The 26,497-nt window shown below is 69.9% G+C and carries 23 protein-coding genes; 13 read left to right on the top strand and 10 right to left on the bottom strand.

What is annotated here, in order from left to right; genetic code table 11:
- Positions 1-812 precede the first annotated feature (812 nt).
- The 9 genes from rpmH to FO059_RS17900 all read left to right on the top strand — a co-directional run bounded on the left by rpmH (position 813) and on the right by FO059_RS17900 (position 7,992).
- Complete coding sequence (gene rpmH, locus FO059_RS17940) at positions 813-956, top strand: 50S ribosomal protein L34 (RefSeq protein WP_143910285.1); 144 nt, start codon at positions 813-815, stop codon at positions 954-956.
- Between the two features lie 27 nt (positions 957-983).
- Positions 984-1,352, top strand: coding sequence for a ribonuclease P protein component (rnpA, locus tag FO059_RS17935; protein ID WP_143910284.1), 369 nt, complete (start codon positions 984-986; stop codon positions 1,350-1,352).
- A complete protein-coding gene (yidD, locus tag FO059_RS17930; RefSeq protein WP_143910283.1) occupies positions 1,349-1,780 on the top strand; it encodes a membrane protein insertion efficiency factor YidD in 432 nt (143 codons plus the stop codon). Before rnpA ends, yidD begins: the two co-directional genes overlap by 4 nt.
- Before the next feature lie 74 nt (positions 1,781-1,854).
- Positions 1,855-3,126 (top strand): membrane protein insertase YidC, encoded by a 1,272-nt coding sequence (gene yidC, locus FO059_RS17925; RefSeq protein WP_143910282.1) that lies wholly within the window; start codon positions 1,855-1,857, stop codon positions 3,124-3,126.
- A 110-nt stretch (positions 3,127-3,236) separates the two neighbouring features.
- Complete coding sequence (locus tag FO059_RS17920) at positions 3,237-3,845, top strand: Jag family protein (RefSeq protein WP_233266984.1); 609 nt, start codon at positions 3,237-3,239, stop codon at positions 3,843-3,845.
- 300 nt (positions 3,846-4,145) lie between these two features.
- A complete protein-coding gene (gene rsmG, locus FO059_RS17915; protein WP_372497909.1) occupies positions 4,146-4,820 on the top strand; it encodes a 16S rRNA (guanine(527)-N(7))-methyltransferase RsmG in 675 nt (224 codons plus the stop codon).
- Between the two features lie 237 nt (positions 4,821-5,057).
- Complete coding sequence (locus FO059_RS17910) at positions 5,058-5,927, top strand: ParA family protein (protein WP_143910281.1); 870 nt, start codon at positions 5,058-5,060, stop codon at positions 5,925-5,927.
- Between the two features lies 1 nt (position 5,928).
- Positions 5,929-7,107, top strand: coding sequence for a ParB/RepB/Spo0J family partition protein (locus FO059_RS17905; protein ID WP_143910280.1), 1,179 nt, complete (start codon positions 5,929-5,931; stop codon positions 7,105-7,107).
- A 144-nt stretch (positions 7,108-7,251) separates the two neighbouring features.
- The gene (locus tag FO059_RS17900) at positions 7,252-7,992 is read left to right on the top strand and encodes a GNAT family N-acetyltransferase (protein WP_372497910.1); all 741 of its coding nucleotides are present in this window, start codon (positions 7,252-7,254) and stop codon (positions 7,990-7,992) included.
- 9 nt (positions 7,993-8,001) lie between these two features.
- On the opposite strand, the gene FO059_RS17895 is transcribed toward FO059_RS17900, so the two are convergent.
- The 8 genes from FO059_RS17895 to FO059_RS19040 form a co-directional block, all read right to left on the bottom strand.
- The gene (locus FO059_RS17895; protein ID WP_143910279.1) at positions 8,002-9,195 is read right to left on the bottom strand and encodes an N-acetylmuramoyl-L-alanine amidase; all 1,194 of its coding nucleotides are present in this window, start codon (positions 9,193-9,195) and stop codon (positions 8,002-8,004) included.
- 301 nt (positions 9,196-9,496) lie between these two features.
- Positions 9,497-9,820 (bottom strand): thioredoxin, encoded by a 324-nt coding sequence (gene trxA / locus FO059_RS17890; protein ID WP_143910278.1) that lies wholly within the window; start codon positions 9,818-9,820, stop codon positions 9,497-9,499.
- 28 nt (positions 9,821-9,848) lie between these two features.
- Positions 9,849-10,832: a thioredoxin-disulfide reductase gene (trxB, locus tag FO059_RS17885; RefSeq protein WP_143910277.1), complete on the bottom strand. Its 984-nt coding sequence runs from the start codon at positions 10,830-10,832 to the stop codon at positions 9,849-9,851.
- 231 nt (positions 10,833-11,063) lie between these two features.
- Entirely contained in the window at positions 11,064-12,161 is a 1,098-nt protein-coding gene (locus FO059_RS17880) for a hypothetical protein (protein WP_143910276.1), read from the bottom strand.
- A gap of 93 nt (positions 12,162-12,254) precedes the next feature.
- The gene (gene sigM / locus FO059_RS17875; protein WP_233266982.1) at positions 12,255-12,821 is read right to left on the bottom strand and encodes an RNA polymerase sigma factor SigM; all 567 of its coding nucleotides are present in this window, start codon (positions 12,819-12,821) and stop codon (positions 12,255-12,257) included.
- A 51-nt stretch (positions 12,822-12,872) separates the two neighbouring features.
- Positions 12,873-16,700 (bottom strand): murein biosynthesis integral membrane protein MurJ, encoded by a 3,828-nt coding sequence (locus FO059_RS18855; protein WP_233266981.1) that lies wholly within the window; start codon positions 16,698-16,700, stop codon positions 12,873-12,875.
- Positions 16,701-16,708: 8 nt separating this feature from the next.
- The gene (locus FO059_RS17865; RefSeq protein ID WP_143910275.1) at positions 16,709-19,747 is read right to left on the bottom strand and encodes a glycoprotein; all 3,039 of its coding nucleotides are present in this window, start codon (positions 19,745-19,747) and stop codon (positions 16,709-16,711) included.
- On the bottom strand, positions 19,744-20,358 hold the full coding sequence (locus FO059_RS19040; RefSeq protein WP_143910274.1) for an NUDIX hydrolase: 615 nt from the start codon (positions 20,356-20,358) through the stop codon (positions 19,744-19,746). Before FO059_RS19040 ends, FO059_RS17865 begins: the two co-directional genes overlap by 4 nt.
- 322 nt (positions 20,359-20,680) lie before the next feature.
- Between FO059_RS19040 and FO059_RS17855 the strand changes: the two genes are divergently transcribed.
- From FO059_RS17855 to FO059_RS17840, 4 genes are all read left to right on the top strand, one after another.
- Positions 20,681-22,132 (top strand): CCA tRNA nucleotidyltransferase, encoded by a 1,452-nt coding sequence (locus FO059_RS17855; RefSeq protein ID WP_233266980.1) that lies wholly within the window; start codon positions 20,681-20,683, stop codon positions 22,130-22,132.
- A gap of 127 nt (positions 22,133-22,259) precedes the next feature.
- Positions 22,260-23,156, top strand: a complete 897-nt coding sequence (locus tag FO059_RS17850; RefSeq protein ID WP_143910273.1) for an NAD-dependent epimerase/dehydratase family protein — start codon at positions 22,260-22,262, stop codon at positions 23,154-23,156.
- 120 nt (positions 23,157-23,276) lie between these two features.
- On the top strand, positions 23,277-23,855 hold the full coding sequence (locus tag FO059_RS18500; protein WP_199257104.1) for a hypothetical protein: 579 nt from the start codon (positions 23,277-23,279) through the stop codon (positions 23,853-23,855).
- Between the two features lie 66 nt (positions 23,856-23,921).
- Entirely contained in the window at positions 23,922-24,527 is a 606-nt protein-coding gene (locus FO059_RS17840) for a YqgE/AlgH family protein (RefSeq protein ID WP_143910272.1), read from the top strand.
- 27 nt (positions 24,528-24,554) lie between these two features.
- Here FO059_RS17840 and FO059_RS17835 read toward each other — a convergent pair whose 3' ends face one another.
- Together FO059_RS17835 and FO059_RS17830 are read right to left on the bottom strand one after the other, a co-directional pair.
- Entirely contained in the window at positions 24,555-25,316 is a 762-nt protein-coding gene (locus FO059_RS17835; protein ID WP_143910271.1) for a hypothetical protein, read from the bottom strand.
- 165 nt (positions 25,317-25,481) lie between these two features.
- The gene (locus FO059_RS17830; protein ID WP_143910270.1) at positions 25,482-26,471 is read right to left on the bottom strand and encodes a bile acid:sodium symporter family protein; all 990 of its coding nucleotides are present in this window, start codon (positions 26,469-26,471) and stop codon (positions 25,482-25,484) included.
- Positions 26,472-26,497 lie beyond the last annotated feature (26 nt).

Here is a 26,497-nt window from a genome sequence, read left to right as displayed (position 1 = left end):
ATCCACACGATTATCCACACCTGTGGACAACTGTGGACGATAGTGGACCACTCGGCGAGCGAGTGGCGCGGTGACCCGGTACGACTACCCACGGTTCTGGGGATGAACCTGTGGAAAGCGTCGGTTCGGTGTGAAGTTCTCGGGTCTGTCAGGTGTTCTGCGACTCCGAGGCCGGCGATCTGCGGCCGTCTGCGGCCGTCGGATGCAGCCGCCACTGCGTCGTCGCTTCGTTTCCGTCCGATCGTCGCCGGTCGAGTTCTTCGCCCGTGTCCCGACGAGTCCGGTATTTCTTCGATCCGTTGTTACCGCTTCGTCACCTGGGAACGCTAACAAGGGGGACACGGTTGTGCAACGGAAACGCACAGTCAAGTGACATTCGCAAGCACCCGGTTCCTGTGGCGTGTCGCACGGAGCACCTGCTTCGCAGGTCAGCCGTGCCGCGAAGGTGGATCGGCGGTTTGACCTCGACGCTTGCACTGAGTAGTCTCGGGCGGTCTCCCGTTTCATCCGGGACGTCCTCGGTATGGGTAGATCCACGTGGGTCGCCGCCGGCGGATCGGCAGCGTACGTCAGCGTGCACGCGGATCAGGTCCGGAGCGCGATCCTGGTCCGGTCCCCGTGGTCGCGGACTTCCGGTGACGTGCAGACCATACGTACGTGGCCTTCTGCTTCATGCGATTCGGGCACAGGTGTGCGGTCGCCCCTCCGGGGGCGGTCGCCTCGGAGTGCCGTCGCAGCGCGGAGGGTCATGGGACGCGTCGGACACAAGAAGCGGCGCCACGAGGTGCCGGAGAAACTGAAGGAGAATCACCGTGAGCAAGGGCAAGCGGACATTCCAGCCGAACAATCGGCGCCGCGCGCGCGTTCATGGGTTCCGGCTGCGCATGCGCACCCGCGCGGGCCGCTCGATCGTCGCGAACCGTCGCCGCAAGGGCCGCGCAGCTCTGTCTGCCTGATCGGCAGCCAGAGCGCGGGACGCGAAAGTGCTGCAGGATCGGTACCGTCTGCGGCACCGCGGAGACTTCACCGCGGTGATGCGCGGAGGCCGCCGGTGCGGTCGGCGTGACATCGTCGTGCACGCGGCGACCGCGTATCAGCCGGTCTTCATGCACGGTCCGCGCTTCGGCCTGATCGTGAGCACAGCCGTCGGGAATTCGGTGGTCCGCCACCGGGTCTCCCGGCGGCTTCGTCATGTCGCCGCCGGGTATGTCGATCAATTGGAGCCCGGTGTCTCGGTAGTGCTTCGGGCGTTACCGGGTGCCGCGTATGCAACCTCCGCACAGCTCGACCGGCAAGTGGGCGGCGGTTTGTCCAAGCTGGGGTTGCTCACCCATCGGGAGGCGTCCCGATGAAGGCGGACCCCCCGTCGGCGGATGCCCGGGAGCAGTCCGAGCCGGCCGTCGGCGATGTATCGCACGGGGCGGATGGAGAGCGCGGGTGGCGGCGCTTGGCGGCGTCACCGGCGAACGCCGCGGTGTTCGCCGTGGAGCTCTATCGCACGTACGTCTCGCCCACCCGGGCGCCCACGTGCCGCTTCATCCCCACCTGCAGTGAGTACGCCGTGACCGCCCTGCGAGAATGGGGCCTGTTGCGCGGTACCGCGCTCGCCTGCTGGCGGCTGCTCAAGTGCGGGCCGTGGTATCCGGGCGGTTGGGATCCGGTTCCACAGCGTCACGGGCGTCGTATCCGGGCTCGTGAGGCCGGCGATGCGGATGGTTCTCCGTCCTGTGCGGAACCGGAGACCCGGGCGACGGCGGCGGGCGGTGTCCGCCATGATTGACCGCACCGATCGTTCGACGTTGCATCGGACGGGCTGCACCGCAGTCTGCGCTGAGAATAGGAGTGCCTAGCGCCGTGCTTGACTTCATCTACTGGCCTGTCTCGTGGATCATGCGGATGTGGTACAAGTTCTTCGAGCTTGTGGGATTGGGTTCGCAGAGCGCCATCACGTGGGTGCTGTCCGTCGTGTTCCTGGTGTTCACGCTGCGCGTCATCCTGTATTGGCCAGCGGTCAAGCAGATCCGTACCACGCGGCAGATGCAGGAGCTGCAACCGCAGATCAAGGCCCTGCAGAAGAAGTACAAGAACGACCGCCAGCGCATGGCCGTCGAAATGCAGAAGCTGCAGAAGGAGCACGGGTTCAATCCGCTGCTGGGCTGCCTGCCGATGCTCGCCCAGGCCCCGGTGTTCATCGGCCTGTTCCACGTGCTGCGCTCGTTCAACCGGACCGGCGGCATCGGCAACGTGGTCAATGTGTGCGAGGACATTCCCGATCCCGCGCAGTGCGCGAGTTTCAACGCGAGCCTGGCCAACTACGCGTTCACGCCGGAAGACGTCAACAACTTCCTGCACGCGAACATCTTCGGTGTCCCGCTCTCGAGCTACATCACCCAGGCGGAGGCGTCGTTCGCCGGCTTCTTCGGCTTCGTCGACTACCCGTCGCGCTGGCAGATCGCGGCCGTCGCCGTTCCGCTGATGGTCATCGCCGCGATCGCCACCCACCTCAACGCCAAGGCGTCCGTCGCCCGGCAGAGCCCGGATGCCGCCACGCAGCCGCAGGCGAAGATCATGAACAAGCTGGCGGTGTACGTGTTCCCGCTCGGCGTCCTGGTCTCGGGTTCGTTCCTGCCTGTCGCCATCCTGATCTACTGGGTGAGCAACAACGCGTGGACCGTGGTCCAGCAGCACTACGTGTTCAAGAAGATCACGAAGGAAGAAGAGGCGAAGAAGGAGCGGCTGGAGCAGGTGCGCGCCGATCGGGCCCCCAAGCCCGGCGCCCGGCCGGCGCAGGGGAAGAAGGGGCGCGCCAAGGGCTCTGCCGCGGTGATCGACGGCACTGTGGTCTCGGATGATGATGCGGGAGCCGCCGTCGGCGAGGCCGGCTCCGCCGAGGACGACACGACGCAGTCCGGTACTGACGCGGGGGGCGGCGTCCCGCAGCAGGCGGCGAAGAAGAAGCCGGGGCCGGGGCAGAAACCGAACGCCCAGAAGGGCCAGCAGGGCAAGAATCGCGCCGGTGCGCAGAACCGGTCGGGACAGGGCCAGAAGCGGCATCCGCAGGGGCAGAGACCCGGTGGCAAGGGGCCGCAGAACAAGTCCGGCGGCGGCAAGAAGAAGCGCCGCTGACGGTCGCGCTCCCCCACGCACGGCCGGTGACGCGGCCGACCACCGAGATCAGCCCCCCGCACGCGATGACGAAGCTTCCCCCGCAGGGGCACGAGACAAGGAGAGACCACGTGGCTCACGATGATCTGCTGCAGCCCGAAGAGGCGCAGGCTGAGAACAACCCGGCCGCCGCCCAGGCCGACGCGACCTCACCGGCGGAACCGGAGGAGAACGGCGAGGGATCGGACGGCGAGCAGGACGGTTCCGGTCTCAGGGGCGAGGATCTGCTCGTCGAGGAGGGCGAGATCGCCGGCGACTACCTCGAGCAGCTGCTCGACGTGCTCGACTACGACGGCGATATCGATATGGACGTCGAGGGTCGCCGAGCCGTGGTCAGCATCGATGGCGGCCGCGATCTGGGGCACCTGGTGGGCCGTACGGGCGACGTTCTCGATGCCCTGCAGGAACTGACCCGCCTGGCCGTCCAGCAGCAGACCGGCGTCCGCAGCCGCCTGATGCTCGACGTGGCCGGCTGGCGCGCGGACAAGCGGACGGAGCTGACCCGGCTGGGCACGTCGGTCGCCGAGCGCGTCAAGGATGGCGGGGAGCGCGAGGAGCTCAAGCCGATGACGCCGTTCGAGCGCAAGATCGTCCACGATGCCGTGGCGGCGGTCGATGGTGTGTACAGCGAGAGCGTGGGCGCCGACGCATCGCGGCGGGTAGTCGTCCTCCCGGAGTGATGATCGGCGACAATCGCTAGCGGAACCGGCCCCGCAGTCTCGTACTGGGGGGCCGGATGTGTTTCGGAGGGGGCGGACGGCGCAGGCGGTTCCCCGGCGCCTTCACGGGTTATCCACAGCCCGGGCCACCGGGCTTGTGCGCCGCATCGCGCTCCGGTGACAATGGTTCCCGGCGCCTGCATAGCGGGTGTGCCCCCATGTGTTGTGCGTCGCGAGCGGGGGCGATGTGCCGGTGACCCCGGGGTCTGAATTACAGCAATGTAGTTCTGTCCAGAATCGAACCGTCTGTCATGAGCGAGGTTGTTTCACGTGGAACAAGACGTTCCGGAGTCCATGCGGGAAGCCGCGGAGCGCGTGTTCGGAGATCGGCTGCCGCTTGCCGTCAGGTATCACGATTCACTCGCCTCCGATGGCGTGGAGCGGGGTCTCATTGGTCCACGCGAGATCCCTAGGTTGTGGGAGCGTCACATCCTGAACTGCGCTGTGTTGGGCGAGCTGATCGAGGACGGCGCGACTGTGGTCGACATCGGCAGCGGCGCCGGACTGCCGGGGATCCCTCTTGCGATCGCGCGCCCGGATTTGACGATTACGCTCGTCGAACCGCTCCTGCGTCGGACCCGGTATCTCGGCGAGGTCAATGAAAGACTCGGGCTCGGCGCGGTCGTCGTTCGCGGACGGGCTGAGCAATCGGGGGTGATCAAGGAGGCGGGCGGCGCCGACTATGTGACGTCCCGTGCGGTGGCACCGCTGGAGCGACTCGTCCCGTGGTCGCTCCCCCTGGTCCGTAAGGGCGGCCGGATGTTGGCGATCAAGGGATCGAGCGCGCAGGAAGAGATCGAGCGTGCTCGTCGAGAGCTGGAAAAGGCCGGCGCGGCGGAATTGGGCTTGGCGACCTGCGGTGAGGGACTGCTCGGCACGCCGACTACTGTGGTAACCGCAGTCCGCGCTACCCGCAGAGTAGCTCGCTCCCAGTGACCCAGCAGGACCGATCACACACGCGCATGGAGCCTATGCATGGCGGTCGATCAGGTCCACCCGACAAGGGGGACGGCCACGCCGGATGCCGGGCCGCACCGTTTCACGTGAAACGGCAAGGTTCGCGGTTTCACGTGAAACGACGAGTCGCCGCCAGATGGTGTGCTGACCGAGTTTCACGTGAAACACTCCCCTTGCGCGGACCAACTACAGGCTGACGACCCTACGGACGGTGGCATGACTAACGACACTGCAGAAGAAGTGCAGAACGCGCAGCCCGCGCTCCGTGCACTCCCTCGCCCGGACGCGCGACGCGTGATCACTATCGCGAACCAGAAGGGTGGCGTCGGCAAGACGACCACGGCGGTGAACTTGGCTGCGGCGCTCGCTGCCCACGGTCTCTCGGTTCTCGTTATCGACCTGGATCCTCAGGGAAACGCGAGCACGGCGCTGGGTATCGATCATCGTTCGGGAGTTCCGTCGTCGTACGAACTGCTGATCGGCGAGGTCGACATGTCCGAGGCGATCCATCAGAGCCCGCATAATGACAACCTCTACTGCGTTCCCGCGACCATCGATCTGGCGGGCGCCGAGATCGAGCTGGTCTCGATGGTGGCGCGCGAGGGTCGGCTGAAGAACGCGATCGACCACACCGCGCTCGATCAGCACAATATCGACTACGTGCTCATCGATTGCCCGCCGTCGCTCGGCCTGCTCACCGTGAACGCATTGGTCGCGGCGCGCGAGGTGCTGCTGCCCATCCAGTGTGAGTACTACGCGCTCGAGGGAGTCGGTCAGCTCCTGCGCAACGTAGAGCTGGTGCAGGCGCACCTCAACCCGTCGCTGCATGTCTCGACCATCCTGCTGACGATGTACGACGGCCGGACGAAGCTCGCAGGGCAGGTTGCCGACGAGGTCCGGAATCATTTCGGTCCGGTGGTGCTCAAGACGATCATCCCCCGAAGCGTCAAGGTCTCGGAGGCGCCGGGCTATGGTTTGACGGTGTTGGAGTACGACCCGGCGTCCCGGGGTGCGATGAGCTACCTCGATGCGGGTAAGGAAATAGCGGAGCGTGGGGCAGCCACGGTCAAGGTGCGGGAGTCATGAGATGAGTCAGACACGTAAGGGCGGTCTCGGACGAGGGCTGGCCGCGTTGATCCCCACCGGTCCGACGGAGGGCCCGCGACTGGGCGCGGCGGCGGCCGACGTCGTGTTCGGGCCAGATTCGAAGATCATCGGTGCTCCCCCCGCGGCCGGGCCGGACGAAGGGTCAGGATCCGAATCCACCGAGAGCGCCGACAGTAACGGCGATGCCGGCAGCGCGGTAGCCCGGACCTCCACGAAGAACAGCGCGACCGACAAAGCAGCCTCGTCTTCGGACGCGTCCGCCAATAGCGTCCAGTCTGCGGCGGCCGTCCGTGGCGGTTCGGATGCCGCGGTATCCGAACCGGCTGGCGCTGCGATGGGAGACGCCGCGGATATCGGTGCGGAGTACCGCGAGATTCCGCTGGGGCAGATCGAACCGAACCCGAAGCAGCCGCGCCAGGTCTTCGACGAAGAGGCGCTGGCCGAGCTGGTCCATTCGATCCGCGAATTCGGGCTCCTGCAGCCGGTCGTCGTCCGTCAGGTCGCTCCTGATCGCTTCCAGCTAATCATGGGTGAACGCCGCTGGCGGGCCAGCCAACGCGCGGAGACTGAGACGATTCCGGCGATCGTCCGCAACAACGCGGATGACACGCTGCTGCGCGACGCGCTGCTCGAGAACATCCATCGCGTCCAGCTGAACCCGCTCGAGGAGGCCTCGGCTTACCAGCAGCTGCTGGAAGAGTTCGACGTGACCCATGACGAGTTGGCGTCACGGATCGGGCGCTCCCGCCCTGTCATCTCCAATACGATCCGTCTGCTGCGCCTCCCGGTTCCGGTGCAACGGCGCGTGGCTGCAGGAGTGTTGTCCGCCGGCCACGCGCGAGCGCTGCTGTCGCTCGAGGCCGGGGCCGAAGCGCAGGAGGCACTGGCGGCACGCATCGTGGCCGAAGGGCTGTCCGTGCGCGCAACCGAGGAGGCGGTGACGCTCGCCAACAGGGAGGACGACTCCCCCGCCCCCGCACCGACCCGGCGCAAGCCGATCCAGATGCCCGCGCTCCAGGAGGTTGCGGAGCGGCTCTCGGACAGCTTCGACACGCGGGTGACGGTGAGCCTGGGCAAGAAGAAGGGAAAGATCGTCGTGGAGTTCGGTACCGTCGACGATCTTGAGCGGATCATCAAGCTTATGGAGAACGAGGCCTGAGCGAGCCGAGTTCGGGCGATAGCGGTTCGGAATCGTGCCGTCCCGCCCCTCGTGGATGTTTCGTCACTGTGATGAAACTCGGCGAAGATGCGCGGGGTGCCCCGGTCGGCGTAGATGCGCTGGGAGGCGATTGACGCAGTGACGATGGACACCACTCCCCTGACGATGGCGACGATCAGCGATCTTCCGGGGCACGGTCGATCATGCGTCTTCTGGGAGGTCGATCCCGAAGCCGGTCATCGTCCGCTCCTCGACGCCGCCTTCGAAAAGGAGGCGTGGCTGTCGATGGTCATGCTCGATTGGGGCACGTGTGGGCGAATCGCGTGGGAAGAGTCCGAGGCAGTCGGTTATGCCCTCTATGCCCCGCCGTCGCTGATGCCGTACGCAAGCCGGTTTCCGACAGGACCGGTGAGCACCGACGCCATACTGCTGTCGCAACTGACCGGCATTGCCGACCAGACGGGTTCGGCGGCCGGCCGGAGCACGATCCTGCTCGATGCCGTGATCGGCGACCTCATCCGGCGTGGGGTGCGCGCCGTGGAGTCGTTCGGTTACCGGGAAGCCTCAGCGGAGGCTCCCGGCGACCCGGACTTCGACCCCGCAGACCTGGTAAGAGGTGTGCCGGAATCGGCGGGCCCCGACTGCACGTGCGGGCGGTGCATGATCCCCGCGGAGTTCTTGGCGGCGTGGGGCTTCGAGGAAGTGGCACCGCATCACCGCTTCCCCCGGTACAGGCTGGAACTGGGACGGGACCTGGGTTGGAAGGCCGAGGTGGAGGCGGCTATCGAGAGCCTTTTCGACGTCGAGCCGGTCGTTTCGGGGAAGAGCGGCGACGGCGCCCCGTTGGTCACCGCGCGGGCGGTCTCAGCGCACAATGCGCGCTGAGCATAGATGTCAGGCCTGCTCCTCGGCGAGCAGGCGCGAGAACGTATAGCTTCCCGTCGGCTGGTCGTCCTTGTCGAGCAGGTAGAGGCGCTTGACGGCGACGAGGATCGCCTCGGCGACGATGTCGCGGGTATGCGGGTTGGTCAGCAGCGTCAGGTCGGTCGCATTCGAGAGGTATCCGACGTCGACCTGTGCGACGGGCATCCTCGTGAGCCGCAGGATGTCCCACGTGCGCGCGTGGCTGCGGCAATCGCGCAGAGCCGTCCGCGCCACGATCTCGCGCTGAATGAAGCCGCTGAGGATCGAACCGATCATCGACGTGGATCCGTGTGAGTTGCCGAAGTGGAAGGTGGCCACGCCGTTGGGGTTCGGCGAACTCGACGAGCTGGCCTGGATGGAGATCATGAGGTCCGCACCGAAGGCGTTCGCGATGTGTGCGCGTTCCGCCACGGTGGGGCTGTTCCTGCGCCCCCGAGTCAGGATGGTCTCCATTCCCGTGGCGGCCATGCGGCCCTCGAGGCGCGTCGTGATGTCCCACGCGATGTCCGCCTGGGTGAGCGACTCGTTGTCCGCGTGCGGATTCGGAACCGTCAGGCCGGGCTCGGTACCGCCGAGACCCGGGTCCAGCACGATGCGCTTGCCGGCGAGGCGGGGGCCCGAGCGGCGCACCAGCTCGCGTTCCGTCAGCGCGTGCGGCGAGCCTCCGGTGACCCGCGTGCCGAGGAACTGCAGAGAGCGCAGCGTGGCGGGTCCGCAGATGCCGTCTGCGGACAGGCCGTACTCGCCCTGGTAGGACACCAACGCCTCATGTGTGGCGCGGCCGAAATAGCCGTCGACCAGATCGCGGTAGAAGCCGAGGTCCTGCAGCCGCAGCTGCAGCGTGGCGGCGTCGTCCCCGGTCATCGGCGCGGCCACCTGATAGGACAGAGTGCGGGTGCCGAGGCGGTAGGAAGCGTCGCGCAGAGCCTGGTAGGTGGCGGGACCCACCACGCCGTCGACCAGGAGGCCGCGCTGCTGCTGGAAGGTGCGGACGACGAGGTCGAGATGCTCGTCGAAGATCGGCTCACTGCGGTTCCACCGCGCGCTGCCGACCGGCACCGACGCATCCACCGCGGCCTCGCCCCGGAGCATTCCGATGCCGGTGAGGATGGAACGGACCTCTGCCACCGCGGCACCGCGCGAACCGAGGCGGAGTGGCTGCATACCGTTCGTACCTTTCGCGTGGGAGTGTCGTTCGCTGGATTGATCGGTCCGGATAGCCGCCGAACCACCGGGGTTGCGGCTGTCGCGGTGCGGTCCTCCGGCGACTACCGCGATCATTCTTCCAGAACCTCGGGCGAACGGCCGCGCGGGGCGGCGTCGGTGTGACGGGCGGGGTGGGGGTGTCGCGGGGTGATGCCGACCGGGGAACCCCGAGAGTTCCGGACCCTCGGACTGGGCGCACGAACACGTGCTGCGGGGCCCCGGTGCGCGTGTCACCGGGGCCCCGCAGCACGTGTTCGTGTCAGATCTTGCCGGACAGCAGCTTGAGGATCTTGGCCTTGGACTGCGCACCGACCAGCTGTCCCGCCTGCCGACCGCCCTCGAAGAGCATCAACGTCGGAATCGACATGATCTGCAGGTCACGTTGGATTCCGGGCGACTTGTCCACGTCCACCTTGGCGAAGGTGACCTTGTCGGAATGCGCGGCGGCGAGCTCCTCGATGACGGGGGCGATCATCTTGCACGGGCCGCACCAGGTGGCCCAGAAGTCCACGAGGACGGGCTTGTCGCTGTGCAGCACGTCGCTTTCGAAAGAGTCTTCGGTGACGGTGATGGTCGAGGACATGAGAACCTCCGGAATTTGGACGGGTGGGTCAGACGGTGGCGGCGACGGGGTCCGCCGCGTCCTTCGAAGAGACGGTGTCGGCCGGCAGGGCGGCCAGCCAGCGCTCCGCCTCGATGGCCGCGGAGCACCCGGTGCCGGCGGCGGTGATCGCCTGCCGGAACGTGTGGTCGACGAGGTCGCCGGCCGCGAAGACCCCGGGCACGGACGTGGAGGTCATCGGCGAATCGACGCGCACGTATCCGTCCGCGTCCGTGTCCACCTGTCCGTTGACGAGTTCGCTGCGGGGGTCGTGGCCGATGGCGACGAACATGCCGGTGACGGGGAGCGTCGACTCCTCGCCGGTCACGGTGTCCCGCAGGTTCAGTGTGGAAACGGATTTGTCGCCCGCCACCGACTCGACCGCCTTGTTGGTCAGGAAGCGGATCTTCTCGTTGGCGCGAGCACGCTCGAGCATGATCCGGGAAGCCCGGAACTCCTCGCGCCGGTGCACGATGGTGACGGACCGCGCGAACTTGGTGAGGAAGGTCGCCTCCTCCATCGCGGAGTCGCCGCCGCCGATCACGGCGATGTCCTGTTCCTTGAAGAAGAACCCGTCGCAGGTGGCACAGGCGCTCACGCCGCGGCCCAGCAGCTCCTGCTCGCCCGGGACTCCCAGGTAGCGGGCGGCCGCGCCCATCGCCAGCACCACCGCGCGCGCCTGATGGACCTCGTCGCCGACCGTGACGGTCTTGACGGGCCCGGACAGGTCGATGGAGTCGACGTCCTCGGTGCGCACGTCGGCACCGAAGCGGATCGCCTGCTCACGCATCTGGTCCATAAGCTCGGGGCCCATGATGCCGCCGGCGAATCCGGGGTAGTTCTCCACGTCCGTCGTCGTCATCAGTGCGCCGCCGAACTGGGAGCCCTCGAACAACACGGGCGCGAGCTCGGCGCGGCCGGCGTAGATCCCGGCCGTGTATCCGGCGGGGCCTGAACCGACGATGATGAGGTCGTGGACGATGGGGGTGCTCATACGTGCCTTCCGTTCGGGCGGTACGGGGGTGCCGGTGGCTGCGGCGCCCCGGGCGGACCATGCCGTGACAGTGCCGCCGCGCCGCTTGGGCCGACGCCGACACTGTGGGCGTCGCGCGGCCCTACGGCGGAACACGACCGGCTCGAGGTGTTCCTGTATGCCGTCGGGCGGTGCCTATCCGGTCAACACCAGACTAATCGGTGTTGTTCCCGCGCCGGGTGCGGCGGCGGGTCAGGGCGCGCCGAGATCGGTTCGCAGGAGCAGGCCGTCGCCGTCCACACCGCACCGCTCGGTGACGACAAGCCCGGTCAGCATCGGAGGACGCGGCCCGGGGACGAGCAGCAGCGTGCCTGCGCGACCGTCCACGCGCACCGGCCCCGCCCCCAGGATGTGCGCGTCGGGCGGAAGGTCGTTGGCGGACAGGCACTGGTGGAGGGCGGTGGGCTCCGCGAACGGCCCCAGATCGTCCGTCCCCCGCATGCGCAGGAGTCCGTCGGGGTCGAGTCCTCCGGGGGGCGGGGCGCCGTCCGTGCGGCCCGCAGCCGTATCGCCGTCGCCGGCCTGTCCGTGCACGGTGATGTCCCGCCCGTTCCCCGCGACGGTCCCGCCGCGCGGGTGTGCGTCGTGCGCCGTGACCGAGTCTGCGGCGCGGTCGGTGTCGACGGAGAGCCAGAGTGCCGATCCGCCGACGGCCGACCCGATGGCGACGACCGCGGCCGCGGCGGCGAGCAGCTTGCGACTCCGAGACCCGGAGCGGCGGACGGCGGCGGGGGCGTTCCGGTCGGCGTCGCCTGCCGGCGATCCGCCGTCCATGGGAACCGCTGCGAGAAGTTCCCGCCGCAGCCGGGCAGCGACCAGCTCCGGCATCCGCTCCACGTCGTCGCCGCTGGTGTCCGCGTCGCCCGGTCCGGAGAAGTCTTCGCCGGAGCAGCCGCCGCCGGAAAGGCCGTCAGCGGGAGTCCGCCCGGAAGCGTGTCGGTCCCCGGGCGTGTCGTCCGCGAATGAGATGCCGGGATCCGACGCGGGTGCGAGCGCGCCCAGCATGGCGCTGACCTCGTCGAGATCTTTCAGCAGACGCGCGGCCTCCCCGTCGGCGAGGACGGCCTCATGCAACGCGCACTCGGGGGATGCGGCTCGCGCATCCCCGCGGTGGGCGGGTCCGTGTGCGTCGTGCCCGTCAGCGGGCCCGGCCGGAGTCTGCGAGGACTCCCGCGACGCAGGCGGGCGTGACGGGGGCCCGGGGTCGTGCAGGTCCGCGTGCACTGCTGCGACGAGTTCCGGAGGGAAGGGCGACGAGAACCCGGCATCCGGCGTCGGTTCATTCGACATTCCCGTCCTCCTTCCCGTGCAACGGCCACTGTCTTCTACGACGCACGCGGGCGTCTGCGGGTTCCGGGGGGCCGCGGATGTCGGTCGATCGGATCAACCCGCGTGTTCGCGCAGGCCGGCGAGACTCCGGGCCAGCTTGAGGCGCGCCCGCGCACAGCGGCTCTTCACCGTTCCCCCCGCGACGCCCAGCATCTGTGCCGCGTCGGCCACCGACCTGCCCTCCACGTCGACCAGGTACACGGCCATGCGCTGTTCGTCGGGCAACTCGGCCAAAGCCACCCGCAGCGTCATCGACGCGTCGACATGTGCGTACTCGTCGTGGCGATCGGCGGGTTCCCAGCCGCCCTCGGGATACGGGACGGAAGGTCGCGCAGCGTTGCGGCGGAGCCGGTCGAGACAGCTGTTGACCACGATCCGGTGCAGCCAACTGCGCACCGCGCACTCGCCGCGGAACGCGGCGGCACGACGGTGCGCGGACAGCAGCGCCTCTTGAACGGCGTCCGCGGCGTCCTCCGCATCGCGGCAATTGCGCCGCGCCACCGCCCACAGGTAGTCCTGATGCCGGGCGATCAGATCGGCGAACGCATACCGGTCGCCCCGTACATGCTCAGCGAGCAGTTCCACATCGCTCTGCGAGCGATCCCCCCCATTGGTCCGCACGCACGGAACCCTAGCGCACCGGTGAACGGGCGCGATGGGAGACCGCCGTCACTATTCCGCGACGGTGAAGTTGACCTCGGTGATCTTGGACTGGAAGCGGGAACCCGCGGGGCCGAGCTCGGTCAGCCACACGAGCACGTGCGTGGACGCCTGGTCGGTGGGCGGATCCACGGGGATCTCGGTGTGCCCGGCCTGCAACTCGCTCGACGCGATGAGGCGGGTCTGCGCGATCGACGCGTTCGGTCCGGGAGCGGTCCGGATCTCGACACGTGTGCCCGGGGTGGGCGAGTCGATCCCGACATTCATGACCTTGACCGGGCGGTCGAACTCCGCCATCAGGCCCACGCCGTTCTTGAGGGCCGGGAGCTGCTGGAAGTACTGGTCGGTGGACCACTGGGTGCCCGGGTCGCCGTCGATGGCCAGCGGCGCGCCGCGCGGATCGTCCGGTACGCCCTGCGGCGAGTAGACGGCGATCTTCACGGGCTTCGCCGTGACGCTGGCCGGCGGTGGCGGCGGCGCCGGCGCCTGCGCGGTGGTGGGCGCGGCGGTGGTCGTGGGGTTGAGCCCGATGTTCTGCTGCGTCAACGGGGCGTCGCTGCCCCCGCCGAAGACGTCGCCCACCTGCACCATCACGAAGATGACGACGGCGATCACGGCTACCGCCAGCGCCACCAGCACCGTGGACATGGTCCGGCGGGAGGGACCCTTTGGGCCGTCGTCCAGGAGCAGGGAACGCGGGCGCGCGGTGGTGCGGCCGGGAGTCGCCTGTCCGCCCCCGGCCGGTATCCGCCCGGTGTGCTCGTCGGGTGTGCGGTGCGGTGCGTTCCCGGCATGCTGGCCGGGAGCCGCGCGGTCCGCCGCGTGCTCCGTCTCTCGAGTGTGTCCCTCGGTCCGGTCGACGGGCGCTTCGACGGGGCGGCCGTCGGTCCTCGTGCTCCGTTCGGGCCGGGGGAAGCGGCGGCCCGGCGGCGGCGGTGTGGGGGCGTTGGCCGCCTGCTCCAGCACGTGCTGGACGGTCGCGGCGGTGCGGATGCCGCTGTTGCCCTGGATGGCGCGCATCGCCACTGCCGAGATCTCGAAGGGGATGTCGTTGCGCACGACGTGCGGTTCGGTGGGCAGCCCCTGCGCGCCGAGGAGCGCCGTGCGCAAACCGCCGACCTCACCGGCCGGGTCGTCCTGGGAGGCCGGCCACTCGTTGGTGAGCAGGGCGTACAGCGTGGCTCCGAGACCGTGGACGTCGTCGGCGTGTTCGACGCCGGGCAGAGTGGCGGGGAAGGCCAGGACGGCGGCGCCGCCGGGCGTGATGCGGATGCGGTCGGGGTGGTCGATGCACATCTCGGCGCCCGCCCGGTGCGCCTGCTCGGCGGCCGAGGCGAGGACGGCCACGGCGCGCGCGGCGCCGTCAGGTGGCGGGTCGTTGGCGGCGACCTCGCTGAGGGGGCTGCCGTCCGTCCATTCGGAGACGACGATCCCGCCGGACACGCTGCGGACGACGTCGAGCACGCGCGCGAGCCCCGGGGCGTTGATCTTACCGAGCCGAAGCGTGCGGGTGAGGATGGTGTCCGGGTCGGTGCCGGCGTTGGACCCGTCGGGGTTGATGAAGGTGAGGGCGACCTCGCGGTCGAGCCGGGTGTCGAGCGCCTTCCAGAACTGCAGGCCGCGCGTGCCGCCGTGCCGGACGAGCAGCCGGTAGCGACCGCCGGCGACCATCGCGCCGGGGATCAGTCGCGGTCCGCGCTGGGGGCTGCCGGATCCGGCGCGCTGCGCCGCGGCGTGCGTCTCTGTCACTTGCAACTTCCTCAGTGCGGCATCGACCCGTGGCAGCAGCGGGTCGTAGGTGGTCGTGTCGAATCCAGAGTACGGGACGAACAGGTCCGGAAGCGGTTGTCCCGGCCCGCTGAACAGCGGGCCCCGCGGAACGGGCCGACGGGACCGTGCCGGGTCGCCGACGTACGGGTCGTCCGGGTGATGCGGGCCGTGACCGGGCGGCGGCAGGTATCTGCCGCCGCGGCCCGCCGCGTCGCCCGGTGCGGGCGCGCCGGGACCGCGGTGGTCGCCGCGCGGACCGTGGAGGCCGTCCCGGTACTGCTCGCCGTGCGTGTCGTAGTGGCCGGGCTGCTCCGCGGCCGCCGCGGCGTCGGCTGCGGCCGCCCGGCGCAGGCGGGCCGGAACCAGTGCGCCGGGCAGCACCCGTACGAGCACGCGCGCCAGGGACCGGCCGACCTGGTCGACCATGGGAATGCGCATCCGGGACAGCACCAGGACCGTCACGGTGAGCATGACGACGCCGTCGACGCTCACCGCCATCACGGACAGCAGGCCGCGGCCGCCGCCCGCGATCTCGTGCAACCCGGTCAACAGTTCCAGAAGCAGCATCGCGGCCACGCCTACCGCCGAGGCCAGAAGGATCCGCAGGGAGTCGCGCATGATGGAGCCGAGGTTGAGGTCTCCGAGGCTGCGCCGCAGCAGGTAGCCGCCGACGACGACGCCCGCGACGAAGCCGAGCCCGTTGGCCGTGCCGAGTGCGACCACGACGTGTTCGGGAGAGACGAGCACGGGCGCGAACAGCGACAGCGCCGTCTTCACGGCCATGATGCCGATGATGATGAAGGTCGGTGTCCACGCCTCTTCGCGCGCATAGAACACGCGCAGCTGCAGCAGCACCAGGGCATACGGGATGAGCGTGAAGGCGGATGCCGACAGCGTGATGCCCAGCAGCGTCGCCGAGTCCCCGCCGAACGCGCCGTAGTTGAACAGCGCGCGCCCGATACCGGGCCCGTCGAAGGTGAAGAACATGACGACGGGCAGCAGGGCGAGCATCGTCAGCTTGGTCGACATGGTCAGGTCGTCGACGACGGCCCGGTTGTCGCCCGCCGCCGCGTTCCGGCTCAGCTGCGGCATCACCGCGGTGAGCAGCGTGACGCCGAGGATGCCGTAGGGAACCTGGAGCAGCAGCCAGACGAAGTTGTAGATGGCGGGGCCGGCCGCGTCGGCGTCGGCGGCGATCCGCGTGGTGATGACCATCCCGACCTGGCTGATCGCGACGTACACGATGATGGCCACGGCCATGCCCGCGAACTTCTTGAGCCGCGGGTCGATGCCCCACATGGGACGCAGGTCGATCCCCTGGCGGCGGATCGCGGGGACGAGCACCGCGGCCTGGCACAGCACGCCGAGGGTGGTGCCGATGCCCAGCACGAGCAGCTTGGGGGTGCCCATGTCGACCGGGTTGAGGGTGATCTCGCCGGGCATCACCGCGAACAGCACCAGTACCGTGATCGCCACGACGTTGTTGACCACCGGGGCCCACGCACCCGGTTTGAACACGCTGCGGGTGTTCAGGATCGCCGTCAGCAGCCCGCCTGCGCCGTAGAAGATGATCTGGGGCAGGAGCAGATACGCGAACGCGGTGGACAGGCCCAGGTCCACCTCGGAGTCGTCGCCGACCATGAGCTGCGACAACCAGGGCGCGGCCGCGACGGACACCACGGTGGCGATGCCGAAGATCGCCATCGCCACCGTGAAGAGTCTTCGCATGAACGCGGCGCCGCCGTCGGCGTCCTCGCGTTCGGCGCGGACCAGCACGGGAATGACGATCGCGGTGAGCACCGCGCCCAGCACAAGCTCGGAGACCAGGTTGGGCAGCGTGTTGGAGACGGTGAAGGCGCTCGCCATGGCGGGGCCCAGGACCGCCGCGGTGAGCAGCACCTTGAAGAACCCGGTGATGCGGCTGATCAGTGTCGCGATGGCCATCGACCCGGTGGACGCGAGCACGCTGGGCCGGGAGCCGCCTCGGGCGCCGGACGGGCCGGAGCCATCGCCGGAAGTGCTGTGCACCCCGGTGTCGCTACCGTCGTCGTGGCGGTGGGCGTCGGTCATCTGGCTTCTCAACCTTCGTCTTCCGGGCCCTGTTGAGTACCGTCGCGTCGGTACTGCTCTAGGACTGGCCCGCGTTCGCTCGCACGATCGTCGGCCCGGTCGTGCTGTCCGCGCAACCGATGCCATCCGCGGCGGCCCGCGAGGAACAGCAGCAGCGCGCCGGAGAGGCCGGTCACGACGGGGATGACCATGCCGTACGCGTTCGAATGCAACGAAATGTGGATCTGCTCACCGATCGGCGTGGAATCGGGCGCGAGCAGCTGCACCCGCAGGTCCATCTGCCTGCTGAACTCGATCTGCGCGGGGACTTGGATCTGGCGGCTACCGCGGGCAGGGATGACGTAATCGTCGGCCTGACCGATCTGGACGCCTTCCGGGGCGCGGATCCGCAGGCTCGCGTTCACGGGCATCGCCAGGTCGTTCTTCGCGACGACGAGGAGAGGACTCTGCGAGGAGGCGAGGGTGTAGACGGAGCCGGGGGCGACGACGGTGACGGCGTCGAACTGGTCGGTCAGCGACGTGGTGAGCGCGGCGGACCGGCCATCCGCCGCCGCGCGGGCGTCGAGCGCTCCGTCGCCGCCGCGCCCCCAAGTGCTCACTGCGCGCAGCACGTCGCGGTAGAGCGGCGTGATGTAGTGCTCCGGCGTCTCGCCGTCGGGCCCGTTGCCGGCGAGCATGTGGTCCAGCGTCGCCAGCCGCGAAAGCTGGCCGCGGAGGCTTTCGAGCAGCGATTCCGGCACGGACCGGTCGGTGTTCCACGTGAAACCGAAGTCCGCCCCGCTCGTCGTCCCGGTGCCGGCGGGGCCCGACGCGGCGCCTTCCGCGATTCCGTCGCCCGGATACGGATCGGTCAGTTCGGCCGACGGCACCCCGGGCGCGCTCGCCGCGGCGAACGCGGTGGTCAAGGGGCGCGGCGCGGCGAGGCCGTCCCGGTATGCCTGCTGCAGAAAGCCCAGGAGCGCGGCCGCCTCGTCGTGGTCTGCGGTCCAGTCCTGGGGCGGCGCGATGAGCAGCGGAGCCGGCGGTGCCGCGGGTTCATCACGCGATCCGCTCCCGGAACCGGCCGTTCCGAGCGTGGACTTCGCGGATCTGCGGGCCTCGAGCAACGGCCAGGCCATGGCCCCCATGGCGTCCTGCAACCGGGCCGTGCGGGAGTCGTGGTCGACGTCGAATCGGAGGTCGGCGGGCACGAACGCAGGGGTGGACGGTCGGGCGCCGACGGCGGCGAGCGCGGCGCTGGTGGGCATGTCGAACAGCAGGGCGGGACTGGACCCCGCTGCCGTGCCGGTCGCCGTGGAGTCGGTGGATTCGCTGCCTGCCGTCGGGGGTGCACCCGCTCCGTCGGGGCCCGCCGCGCCGGCCGTCGGCAGCTCTATTCGCACCGCGTCGGCGGTGCCGGGGAGCGTCGCGGAGGAAGCGGAGGAGCCGGTACTCGGTGAGGAGGCGTTGCCCGAGGCCCCGGTCGACCCTGTCGTGTCCACGGAGTTGTCGGAGACCAGCACCGTGGGCGGCGCGCTCGGGCCGTCGGCGGCTCCGGACGGATCGGCCGGCTGCCCGGCCCCGTCGCCCGCCTCCTCCCCGGCGGGGGCGAGTGCGCGCGTGACGGTGGCGAGGGTTTCGGGTGCCAGCTGTCCCACCGACGGCCATACGAGGCTGCGGACGGATTTCACCCCCAGGATGCCGTCGACGATGTCGGCGGGCGCCGCGAGTGCCGATCCGGTGACGCGCGGCGAAGCCAGCTTCCGGACGGCGTCCAGGTCGGCCTGGGCGTACGGCAACGCCACGGTGCAGGTTTGCGAAGCGAGTTGTCGCAGGTCCTTGAGCCACGCGGCCGCGGCTGCCTGCCCCTCGGACTCGATGCGATCGGTGCTCGCGGCGTCGGAGTCGGGATCGGCGGGGTCCTTGGCGACCTCGAATCCGCGGGTCATGGCGTCGACGGTGACGAGCAGGTCCGGATCGACGGCCAGGCACAGCCCTGCGGCCAGCGCGCCGTGGGGGTCCGCGGCCGGGGTGAGCGCCTGGCGCGCGGCGGTGAGCACCCCGTGCAGCCTGCCGCCGGAGGCCAGCGACCGGGGCAGCGAGTCGTCGACGAGCCGGACCGCCGAGGGCGAGTCCAGTGCTGGCCCCGGTTGCCCCGCCGCGAGTTCGGGTGCCGCCGTCAGCGGATACAGCATGGTGACCGGGACGGGCGACGGCGCCACCGGTCCTTGTGGCCTGGCGTCCCCGCCGGGTGCGGTACCGGCCGGCAGAGATAGCACCGGGAGCAGGAAGCGGGCGTCGTCCAGACGTGCGCGCCCGCCGTAGTCGGGGGTTCCGTTGACGTTGACCAGTAGCGGATACACGCCCGGTTCGGTGATCGCGAGAGAGCGGGTCGCGGGGTCGTTCAGCGGCAGAGAAAGCGAGAATCCGGCCGATTGGCCCCGTGCGAGGGAGTCGGCCACCGGGTGGAAGAGGCCGACGGTGCCGTAGTTGCTTTGATCCAGGTTCAGCACTGAACGGACCTCGTCGGCGTCATCGATCTGCTGCGCGCGTTGCAGACGGACTTCCACGTCGGACACGTCGCGGTCGCCGACGTTGCGGACCGTTCCGGTGACGGTGACCATGGGCGCACTGCCGGCCCGGTCGGGACCGCTCGTCGGCGGGGCGCCGGTGGACGGCCCGGCGCGGACGACCTCAGGCGTGACCGTATCGATCGTGAGCGAGAGGAACTGCGGCATGCCGGTCCGGTCGGAGCCGCCGGGCTGTGTGCTTCCGGCGTCCGTCGCCGTCGAGTTCGCCACGGCGGTCGTGGTGGAGGCGTCCGCCGTGGTGGTGGCTGTGGTGGGGTCGGCTGCGGAGGGGTCCGCAGTGGTGGAGGCGGCACCCGTCGTCCCGGGTGCCGGGAAATCTGCGGGAGACGTGGCCGTGGAGACGGGCACGGCCTGCGCGGCCGGGGCGGCCATGCCGACGGCGCCGGGCGTGCATGCGAGTGATGCCGCAGCCACCGCGGCGGCCGCCCGGCGCACCCCGTGCACGATGCCGAACGGCCTGGTGGTCCGGATCCTCATGTGGGGCTGGTCTTCCCCCTCGGCTTCGGCAGCATTGCGCGGTGGCTGCGGCGGCGCCTGCGGGCCCGCTTGGCCGGGTCGGCCCCCGGCTGCGGCCGCGGCTGCGTGCCCGCCTCGACGTCCGAATCGGCGCGGGGCGCGGGTCCGGAGATCATCTCACCGAGGATCTCGGCTGCGACCGCGGCGAGCTTGCGCTCGTCCGCGTAGGCGAGCCGGCCGGAGAGCTCGCCCAGCGGCACCCACGCGACCTCGCTGACCTCGTAGTCCTCGTCGGAGAGCTCGCCGCCCTGGTAACGGAGGAGGAAGTGATGGACGGTCTTGTGGATGCGTCGGCCGTCCGAGACGAACCAGTAATCGATGCTTCCGAGTGACGCGAGCACCTCGCCGCTGATGCCCGTCTCCTCGGCGATCTCGCGCATGGCGGTCTGCTCGACGGTTTCGCCGGCCTCCACGTGGCCCTTGGGCATGGACCACAACGTGCGGCCGCGGCGGTCGAGGCGGCCGATCAACGCGGCCCGCAGCTCGCCCGCCGATGCGGAGCCGTCCGCGGAGGTGTGGTCGAAACCGTCGATCACCAGGCCGCCGGCCGAGGTCTCGCGGACGGTGTGCATGCGGCGGCCGGTGGATCCGTCCGCAGAGCGGCGCCCTCCGCCGGAGCCCTGCCGTGGCCCGCCGGTCGACTTCCGTGCGCCGTTGCTCCGGGAACCGCTGCCACGGGAGCCGGTGCCCCGGCCGCCCGAGTTTCGCCCTGCCGCGCTTCTCGTGCCCCCGTTCTTGGTGCCGTTGCCCGGCTGAGCGGGGCGCCGTCGGCGACGACGCCCGCTGCGGGAATGATCGGCAGAGGACACGGGGACAATCGTACTTGGCGCTTTCGGGCGTGGGGGGGGACGCCGTCGACCATGTCGGTCGGCCGTGACGATAAAATGGCCGATCGTGTCGACTACCCGAGGAACCGAGGCGGAACGCCGGCAGCGGCTGCTTGCCGGCGCCACGGCGACCCTGCGATCCCTATCGGAGATATTGACCGGGCTGGGCGGCAGGTTTTCCGAGAACGGACACCGGTTGTACCTGGTGGGCGGCAGTGTCCGCGATGCGGTGCTGGGGAGGCTGGGCACGGATCTCGACTTCACCACCGATGCCCGCCCGGAGCAGGTGCAGCAGATCATGGCGGGCTGGGCTGAGGCGCAGTGGGACACCGGGATCGCGTTCGGAACGATCAGCGCCGTCCGGGAGGGGTGGCAGATCGAGGTCACGACCTTCCGTGCGGACAAGTACGACCGCGTGAGCCGGAATCCCGCCGTCACCTACGGCGAAAGCCTCGAAGACGACCTGGTCCGGCGTGATTTCACCGTCAACGCGATGGCGATGCGGGTGGACGGCGACGGGACGCTCGGGTTCGTCGACCCGCTCGGCGGGCTCGACGACCTGATGGCCGGCGTGCTCGACACGCCCGCCTCCCCCGAGGATTCCTTCGACGACGATCCGCTGCGCATGCTGCGGGCCGCGCGGTTTTTGTCGCAGCTGGGGTTCACGCCGAAGCCGCGGGTGGTCGCGGCGATGACGGCGATGGGCGGGCAGCTGGAGCGCATCACGGTGGAACGCATCCGGGCGGAGCTCGACAAGCTGATCCTGGGCGAGCACGCGGTGGAGGGCGTCGACCTGCTCTGCCGCACGGGCCTGGCCGGGTACGTGATCCCCGAGGTCCCGGCGATGCAGCTGGAGATCGACGAACATCACCAGCACAAGGACGTCTACCGGCACTCGCTCACCGTCCTGCAGCAGGCGATGGACCTGGAGGACGGTGATCCGGACCTGGTGTTGCGGCTGGCGGCGCTGTTCCATGACATCGGCAAACCCGCCACCAAGCGCAATGAGCCGGGCGGGGCCGTCAGCTTCCACCATCACGAGGTGGTGGGCGCGAAGATGACCCGCAAGCGGATGCGCGCGCTGAAGTACTCGAAGAAGATGATCGAGGATGTCTCGACCCTGGTGTTCCTGCACCTGCGCTTCCACGGGTACGGCAGCGGCGAGTGGACCGACTCGGCAGTGCGCAGGTATGTCACCGACGCGGGCGCGCTGCTGCCCCGCCTGAACAGGCTGGTGCGCGCCGACTGCACGACCCGCAACAAGCGGCGCGCGGCGCGGCTGCAGGCGACGTACGACGACCTCGAGCGGCGCATCGCAGCCATCGCGGCCGCCGAGGATCTGGCGCGGGTGCGCCCGGACCTCGACGGCAACGCGATCATGGAGTTGCTGGGCATCGGGCCCGGTAGGGAGGTAGGCGAGGCGTGGCGCTTCCTCAAGGAGCTCCGGCTGGAGCGCGGTCCGCTCCCCCGCGACGAGGCGGAGCGGGCGCTGCTCGACTGGTGGGCGCACCGCTCCTGACGCCCTGGTTTCACGTGAAACCGCGCGCTCCGCGGATGCAATGGGGCCTGGCCACGGCCGTGGGATGGTCACGGCCGCCGGTCGATCTCCGCCTCGGCAGGGCCGCGAACGGGATTAGGCTGTGGTCATGAGCAACTCGCCCGAGGGAACTGCACGACGGGTCGTCCTGCTGGGTGCGGCGGGCGCGACGGGCCGATCGGCGCTGGAGGAGCTCAGACGTTCCGGGTACGAGGTGGTGGCGCACAGTCGCCGGGTGGGGACCGGTGCCGAGCTGCCGCATTCCGGCGACGACGGTGTGAGGTGGGTCGGCGGCGATCTGCTGGGCGACGGGGCGCACCTGCGCCGCGTGCTGGACGGGGCGGACGCGGTGGTCGACATGCGCGTCGCGCTGCCGACGTCGCTGCGTACTGCCGGTGTCATGCGCCAGTACCGGGCGGTGCGCGACGGGGGCGTGCGGGCGCTGGTCGACGCTGCGCTGCAGTTCCGGATCCCCCGGATCGTGCACGACACCGTCACGATGATCTACCGGGACGGCGGGGACGCCTGGCTGGACGAGACGAGCCCGGTCAGCGCTCCGGGTCCGATGCGCGCGAACCTGGCCGGCGAAGCGCACGTGCGCCGCTTCACTGAGGGTGGCGGGACGGGGGTGAGTCTGCGACTCGGGCAGGTGCACGGCGCCCCGGCGGACGACCCGATGATGGCGATGATCGAATCGGCGGCGCGCCGCGGGTGGTTTGCGCTGGCGGGACGGGAGGGCTCGTATATGTCCTCGATCGCACTGTCGGACGTCGGTCGGGCCGTGGTCGCGGCGCTGGACGCCCCCGCCGGCCTCTACAACGTGGCAGAGGAGCCGCGGACGCGCGGCGAATGGCGCCGCGAGTTCGCCCGGCGTGTGGGCCGCGAGGACCTGCACACTCTTCCGGGCGTGGTGGCCGGCCCGCTGGGACGCTCGCAGCGCGTCTCCAGTGCGCGCTTCGCCGACGTGACCGGCTGGAGGCCGGAGGCCGAGCTGTTCGGGATCTGAGCGGAACCGCAGCGCACCCCGGTACGTCCTAGGGGCAGGGGCGTGCAGCATCGCCGGCCGCTCGCAGGGGCCTTCCATTCGTGCGGGCCACCGTGCCGGCGCGGAAGAACGGGGGGGCGTGTGGACATCACCTATGCATTCGGTACGGGCGACGGCGAGGTCACGGAATGGACCTCCTCGGCAGACCTCGACTCGGACGGTGACGGGACTGCGGATGCCGTGGCGCTGGACTTCGACGGCGACGGTCTGATCGACGACGCGATGTGGGATGCGGACGCGGACGGCGTCGCGGACACCACCTGCCTGGACGTCGCCGCGGGCCCGGGGGAAGGCGAAAGGTGGTTCGTCGATTCCGCGGGCGACGGCACGTGGGCCACGGAGATTCCGGTGGAGCACGACGCCGGCGGACCGGGCGGCGCGCGGGAGCCGCCGGCGCGCGCGCACGTCATGGAGGCGGGCGGAAACCCGGTCCACGCCGGTCCGGACGAAAGCGGTCCGGAAGAGCGCGGACTGCTCGTCGATTCCGACCGCGACGGCATCGCCGACACGCGACTCGCGGACTCCGACGGCGACGGCTACCTCGACACCGCCGGACCGGTGGACGGGCCACGGCCGGTGGTCGGGTCCGCCGTCGAGGCGATGCTCGGCGGACTGGCCGCCGTGTCCGGCCCCGGTTCCTGGGGCGTGGGCGTCCAGTGAGAACGCGCGCGAATTCCGCGCACCGATCACCGCGCCACCGCGGAAGATCAATGCCAAGATGGCAGTGTGACGTATCCAGCTGACGGAGAGGGACGGCAGGAATCGCCGGTGGCACAGGTGGGCCCAGGGAGCCTGCTCGTGTCCGGCACCCATCTGAGCGAGCCGGTCTTCCGCCGCAGCGTGATCTACGTGATCGAGAACAACGACGGTGGCACGCTCGGCATGGTCCTCAACCGTCCCAGCGAGACACCGCTGGTCGACGGGCTGCCGGAATGGTCCGAGGTCTGCTCCCCCGCCAAGGTGTTCCACCTGGGTGGGCCGGTGAAGCTGGACGGTGCGTTGTGCCTGGGGGTCCTCCGGCGGGGCGCCGGTATCGACGGCGTCGACGGGATGACGCGGGTCGACGGGCGGGTGGTGTTGATCGACGTCGCGGCGGATCCGCTCGACGTGGCGCCGCTGGTGGAGGGCGCACGCATCTTCGTCGGCTACTCCGGGTGGACCTTCGGGCAGCTGGACGGTGAACTGCTCCGCGACGATTGGATGGTGTTCACCTCGCGGCCGGGCGACGTCATCGCGCCGCCGGAGGTGGACCTGTGGGCGAGCGTGCTCCGGCGACAGCCCCAGCCGTGGGCGATGCTCGCCACCCACCCGATCGACGTCGGACGGAACTGACCTGGCGGCCGGGCCCCGGCCTACCGGCTACTTCTGGGCGACGCGCGTGGCGGTGTCGTTCATCAGTGTCGCCGCCGTCTGCCGGAAGTGATCGAGGACCTCGGGCGTGAGGGCCTCGGTGGACGGCTGGTGGACCATCACGCGGATCGCGGTCCCGTCCACTTCCTCGGCGGTGAGGATGGTCGTGACATTCCCGGCGTCGCCCACGGACTGGGTGCGGGTGATGCCCAGCGGCTCCTCCCCCGTCGCGCCGGCGGGCGCGAAGCCCTCGGTGGTGACGTCGGTGGTGGTGCCGTCGACCTGCACCGTCACCGTGCCGCACCGGTCGAGGGACGAGCGGAACGCGTCGAGCGAGGTGTCGTCGCGGGAGACGATCACGCCGATCTTGGTGCCCTGGTCCTCGTTGCCGGCCGCCACCATCGCGGTGGCCGCGGGATCGAGGCCGGCGGTGAGGTCGAGGGTGTCCTTGCAGTCGGCGGGGTCCACCACCTGGGTCTTCGCCTTGTCGCGCACCTGGTTGAGCGTCGCCTCCAGCTGGGCGGTCGTGACCGGGGCGGCCACGAACCCCGCGCCGAAGGCGGCTTGCTCCGGCAGGAGTGCGCGCAGCTCCTCCGGGCCGGCCTGGGCCGCCGCCCCGGCGGTGGCGGCAGCCGTGCCGGTGGCGATCTCGGCGGAACCGGAATCGGCGTCGGAACCAGACGAGCACCCGCCGAGCACGCCGGCGAGCGCCAACGCGGACGCTGCGGATACGGCTGCGATGCGGACGCGTCCGCCCCGGGTGGTGGTCATCTCTCCCCCTGCTGTTCGACTCGTCCGCGGTGTGACGGACGGCATAACGATACCGGCGGGCCCCGCGTCGGCCGGGAGCAGGCCGCCCGGGCAGGGCGGATCAGCGCCGGGATCTCCGGTCCGCCAGTGCGTCGGCGGCTCCGCCCGGGTCGACGCGCCGGGTGGTCATCCCTCGGCCACCGCCAGCCGGTTGGACTTCTCGGCGAACTTGGGCGCCAGCATCGCGCAGACCACGAGCTGGATCTGGTGGAAGATCATCAACGGCAGGACTATCAGGCCCACGGTCCCGCCGGAGAACAGCACTGTGGCCATCGGCAGGCCACTGGCCAGCGACTTCTTGGAGCCGCAGAAGATGATGACGATCCGATCCGGCCAGGAGAAGCCCAGGGCGCGTCCCGCGACGGCGGTCACCCCCAGCACGAACGCGAGCATGGCGCAGGAAAGGCCGATGACGATGAAGATCTGCGCCGCCGACGTGGACGACCAGATGTGCGCGTTCATCCCCTCGCTGAAGGCAGCGTAGACCACCAGGAGGATCGAGCCGCGGTCGACGATCTTGATGGGGGCGGAGTACCGCTGCAGGAAACCCACCAGCCAGGGCCGCAGCAGCTGGCCGACGATGAACGGCACCAGCAGTTGCAGGACGATCTCGACGATGGCGCCGGCGTGGATCCCGCCGGACCCGGTGGTCTCCATCAGCCACAGCACCAAGGCAGGTGTGAGGAAGACGCCGATGATGTTGGAGAACGAAGCGCTGACGATGGAGCCCGCCACGTTCCCCTTGGCGATCGACGTGAACGCGATGGACGACTGCACCGTCGAAGGGACGAGGCACAGGAACAGCAGGCCCATGTAGAGGTCGTCGGAGATGATGCCGGGCGCCAACGGCTTCATCGCGAGCCCCATCAGCGGGAACAGCACGAAGGTGCTGGCGAGCACGGTCAGGTGCAGACGCCAGTGCGTGAACCCCTCGAGCGCCTCGCGCGGGGACAGCCGCGCGCCGTAGAGCAGGAACAACAGCCCGATGGCGATCTTCACCGCCCAGTCGAGCACGTCGGCGCCCACTCCCGAGGCGGGGAGCAGGCTCGCCAGGATGACCATGCTGAAGATCGCCAGGACGAAACCGTCGATGTTCAGGCGTTTGAGCAGCCTCACACGGTGATCCGGTGGGCGTGGTGCAT

The organism is Tomitella fengzijianii, assembly GCF_007559025.1.
Taxonomy (GTDB): domain Bacteria; phylum Actinomycetota; class Actinomycetes; order Mycobacteriales; family Mycobacteriaceae; genus Tomitella; species Tomitella fengzijianii.
Note: the sequence above shows the minus strand (reverse complement) of the source record. Positions and strands in the feature narration are given on the sequence as shown.

Excerpts from the sequence above, each read along its gene's own strand:
- yidD (WP_143910283.1), top strand. The coding sequence starts at position 1,349 with ATGAAGGCGGACCCCCCGTCGGCGGATGCCCGGGAGCAGTCCGAGCCG.
- FO059_RS17910 (WP_143910281.1), top strand. The coding sequence starts at position 5,058 with ATGACTAACGACACTGCAGAAGAAGTGCAGAACGCGCAGCCCGCGCTC.
- FO059_RS17905 (WP_143910280.1), top strand. The coding sequence starts at position 5,929 with ATGAGTCAGACACGTAAGGGCGGTCTCGGACGAGGGCTGGCCGCGTTG.
- FO059_RS17900 (WP_372497910.1), top strand. The coding sequence starts at position 7,252 with ATGGACACCACTCCCCTGACGATGGCGACGATCAGCGATCTTCCGGGG.
- FO059_RS17895 (WP_143910279.1), bottom strand. The coding sequence starts at position 9,195 with ATGCAGCCACTCCGCCTCGGTTCGCGCGGTGCCGCGGTGGCAGAGGTC.
- trxA (WP_143910278.1), bottom strand. The coding sequence starts at position 9,820 with ATGTCCTCGACCATCACCGTCACCGAAGACTCTTTCGAAAGCGACGTG.
- trxB (WP_143910277.1), bottom strand. The coding sequence starts at position 10,832 with ATGAGCACCCCCATCGTCCACGACCTCATCATCGTCGGTTCAGGCCCC.
- FO059_RS17880 (WP_143910276.1), bottom strand. The coding sequence starts at position 12,161 with ATGTCGAATGAACCGACGCCGGATGCCGGGTTCTCGTCGCCCTTCCCT.
- FO059_RS18855 (WP_233266981.1), bottom strand. The coding sequence starts at position 16,700 with ATGACCGACGCCCACCGCCACGACGACGGTAGCGACACCGGGGTGCAC.
- FO059_RS17865 (WP_143910275.1), bottom strand. The coding sequence starts at position 19,747 with ATGAGGATCCGGACCACCAGGCCGTTCGGCATCGTGCACGGGGTGCGC.
- FO059_RS19040 (WP_143910274.1), bottom strand. The coding sequence starts at position 20,358 with ATGCACACCGTCCGCGAGACCTCGGCCGGCGGCCTGGTGATCGACGGT.
- FO059_RS17850 (WP_143910273.1), top strand. The coding sequence starts at position 22,260 with ATGAGCAACTCGCCCGAGGGAACTGCACGACGGGTCGTCCTGCTGGGT.
- FO059_RS17835 (WP_143910271.1), bottom strand. The coding sequence starts at position 25,316 with ATGACCACCACCCGGGGCGGACGCGTCCGCATCGCAGCCGTATCCGCA.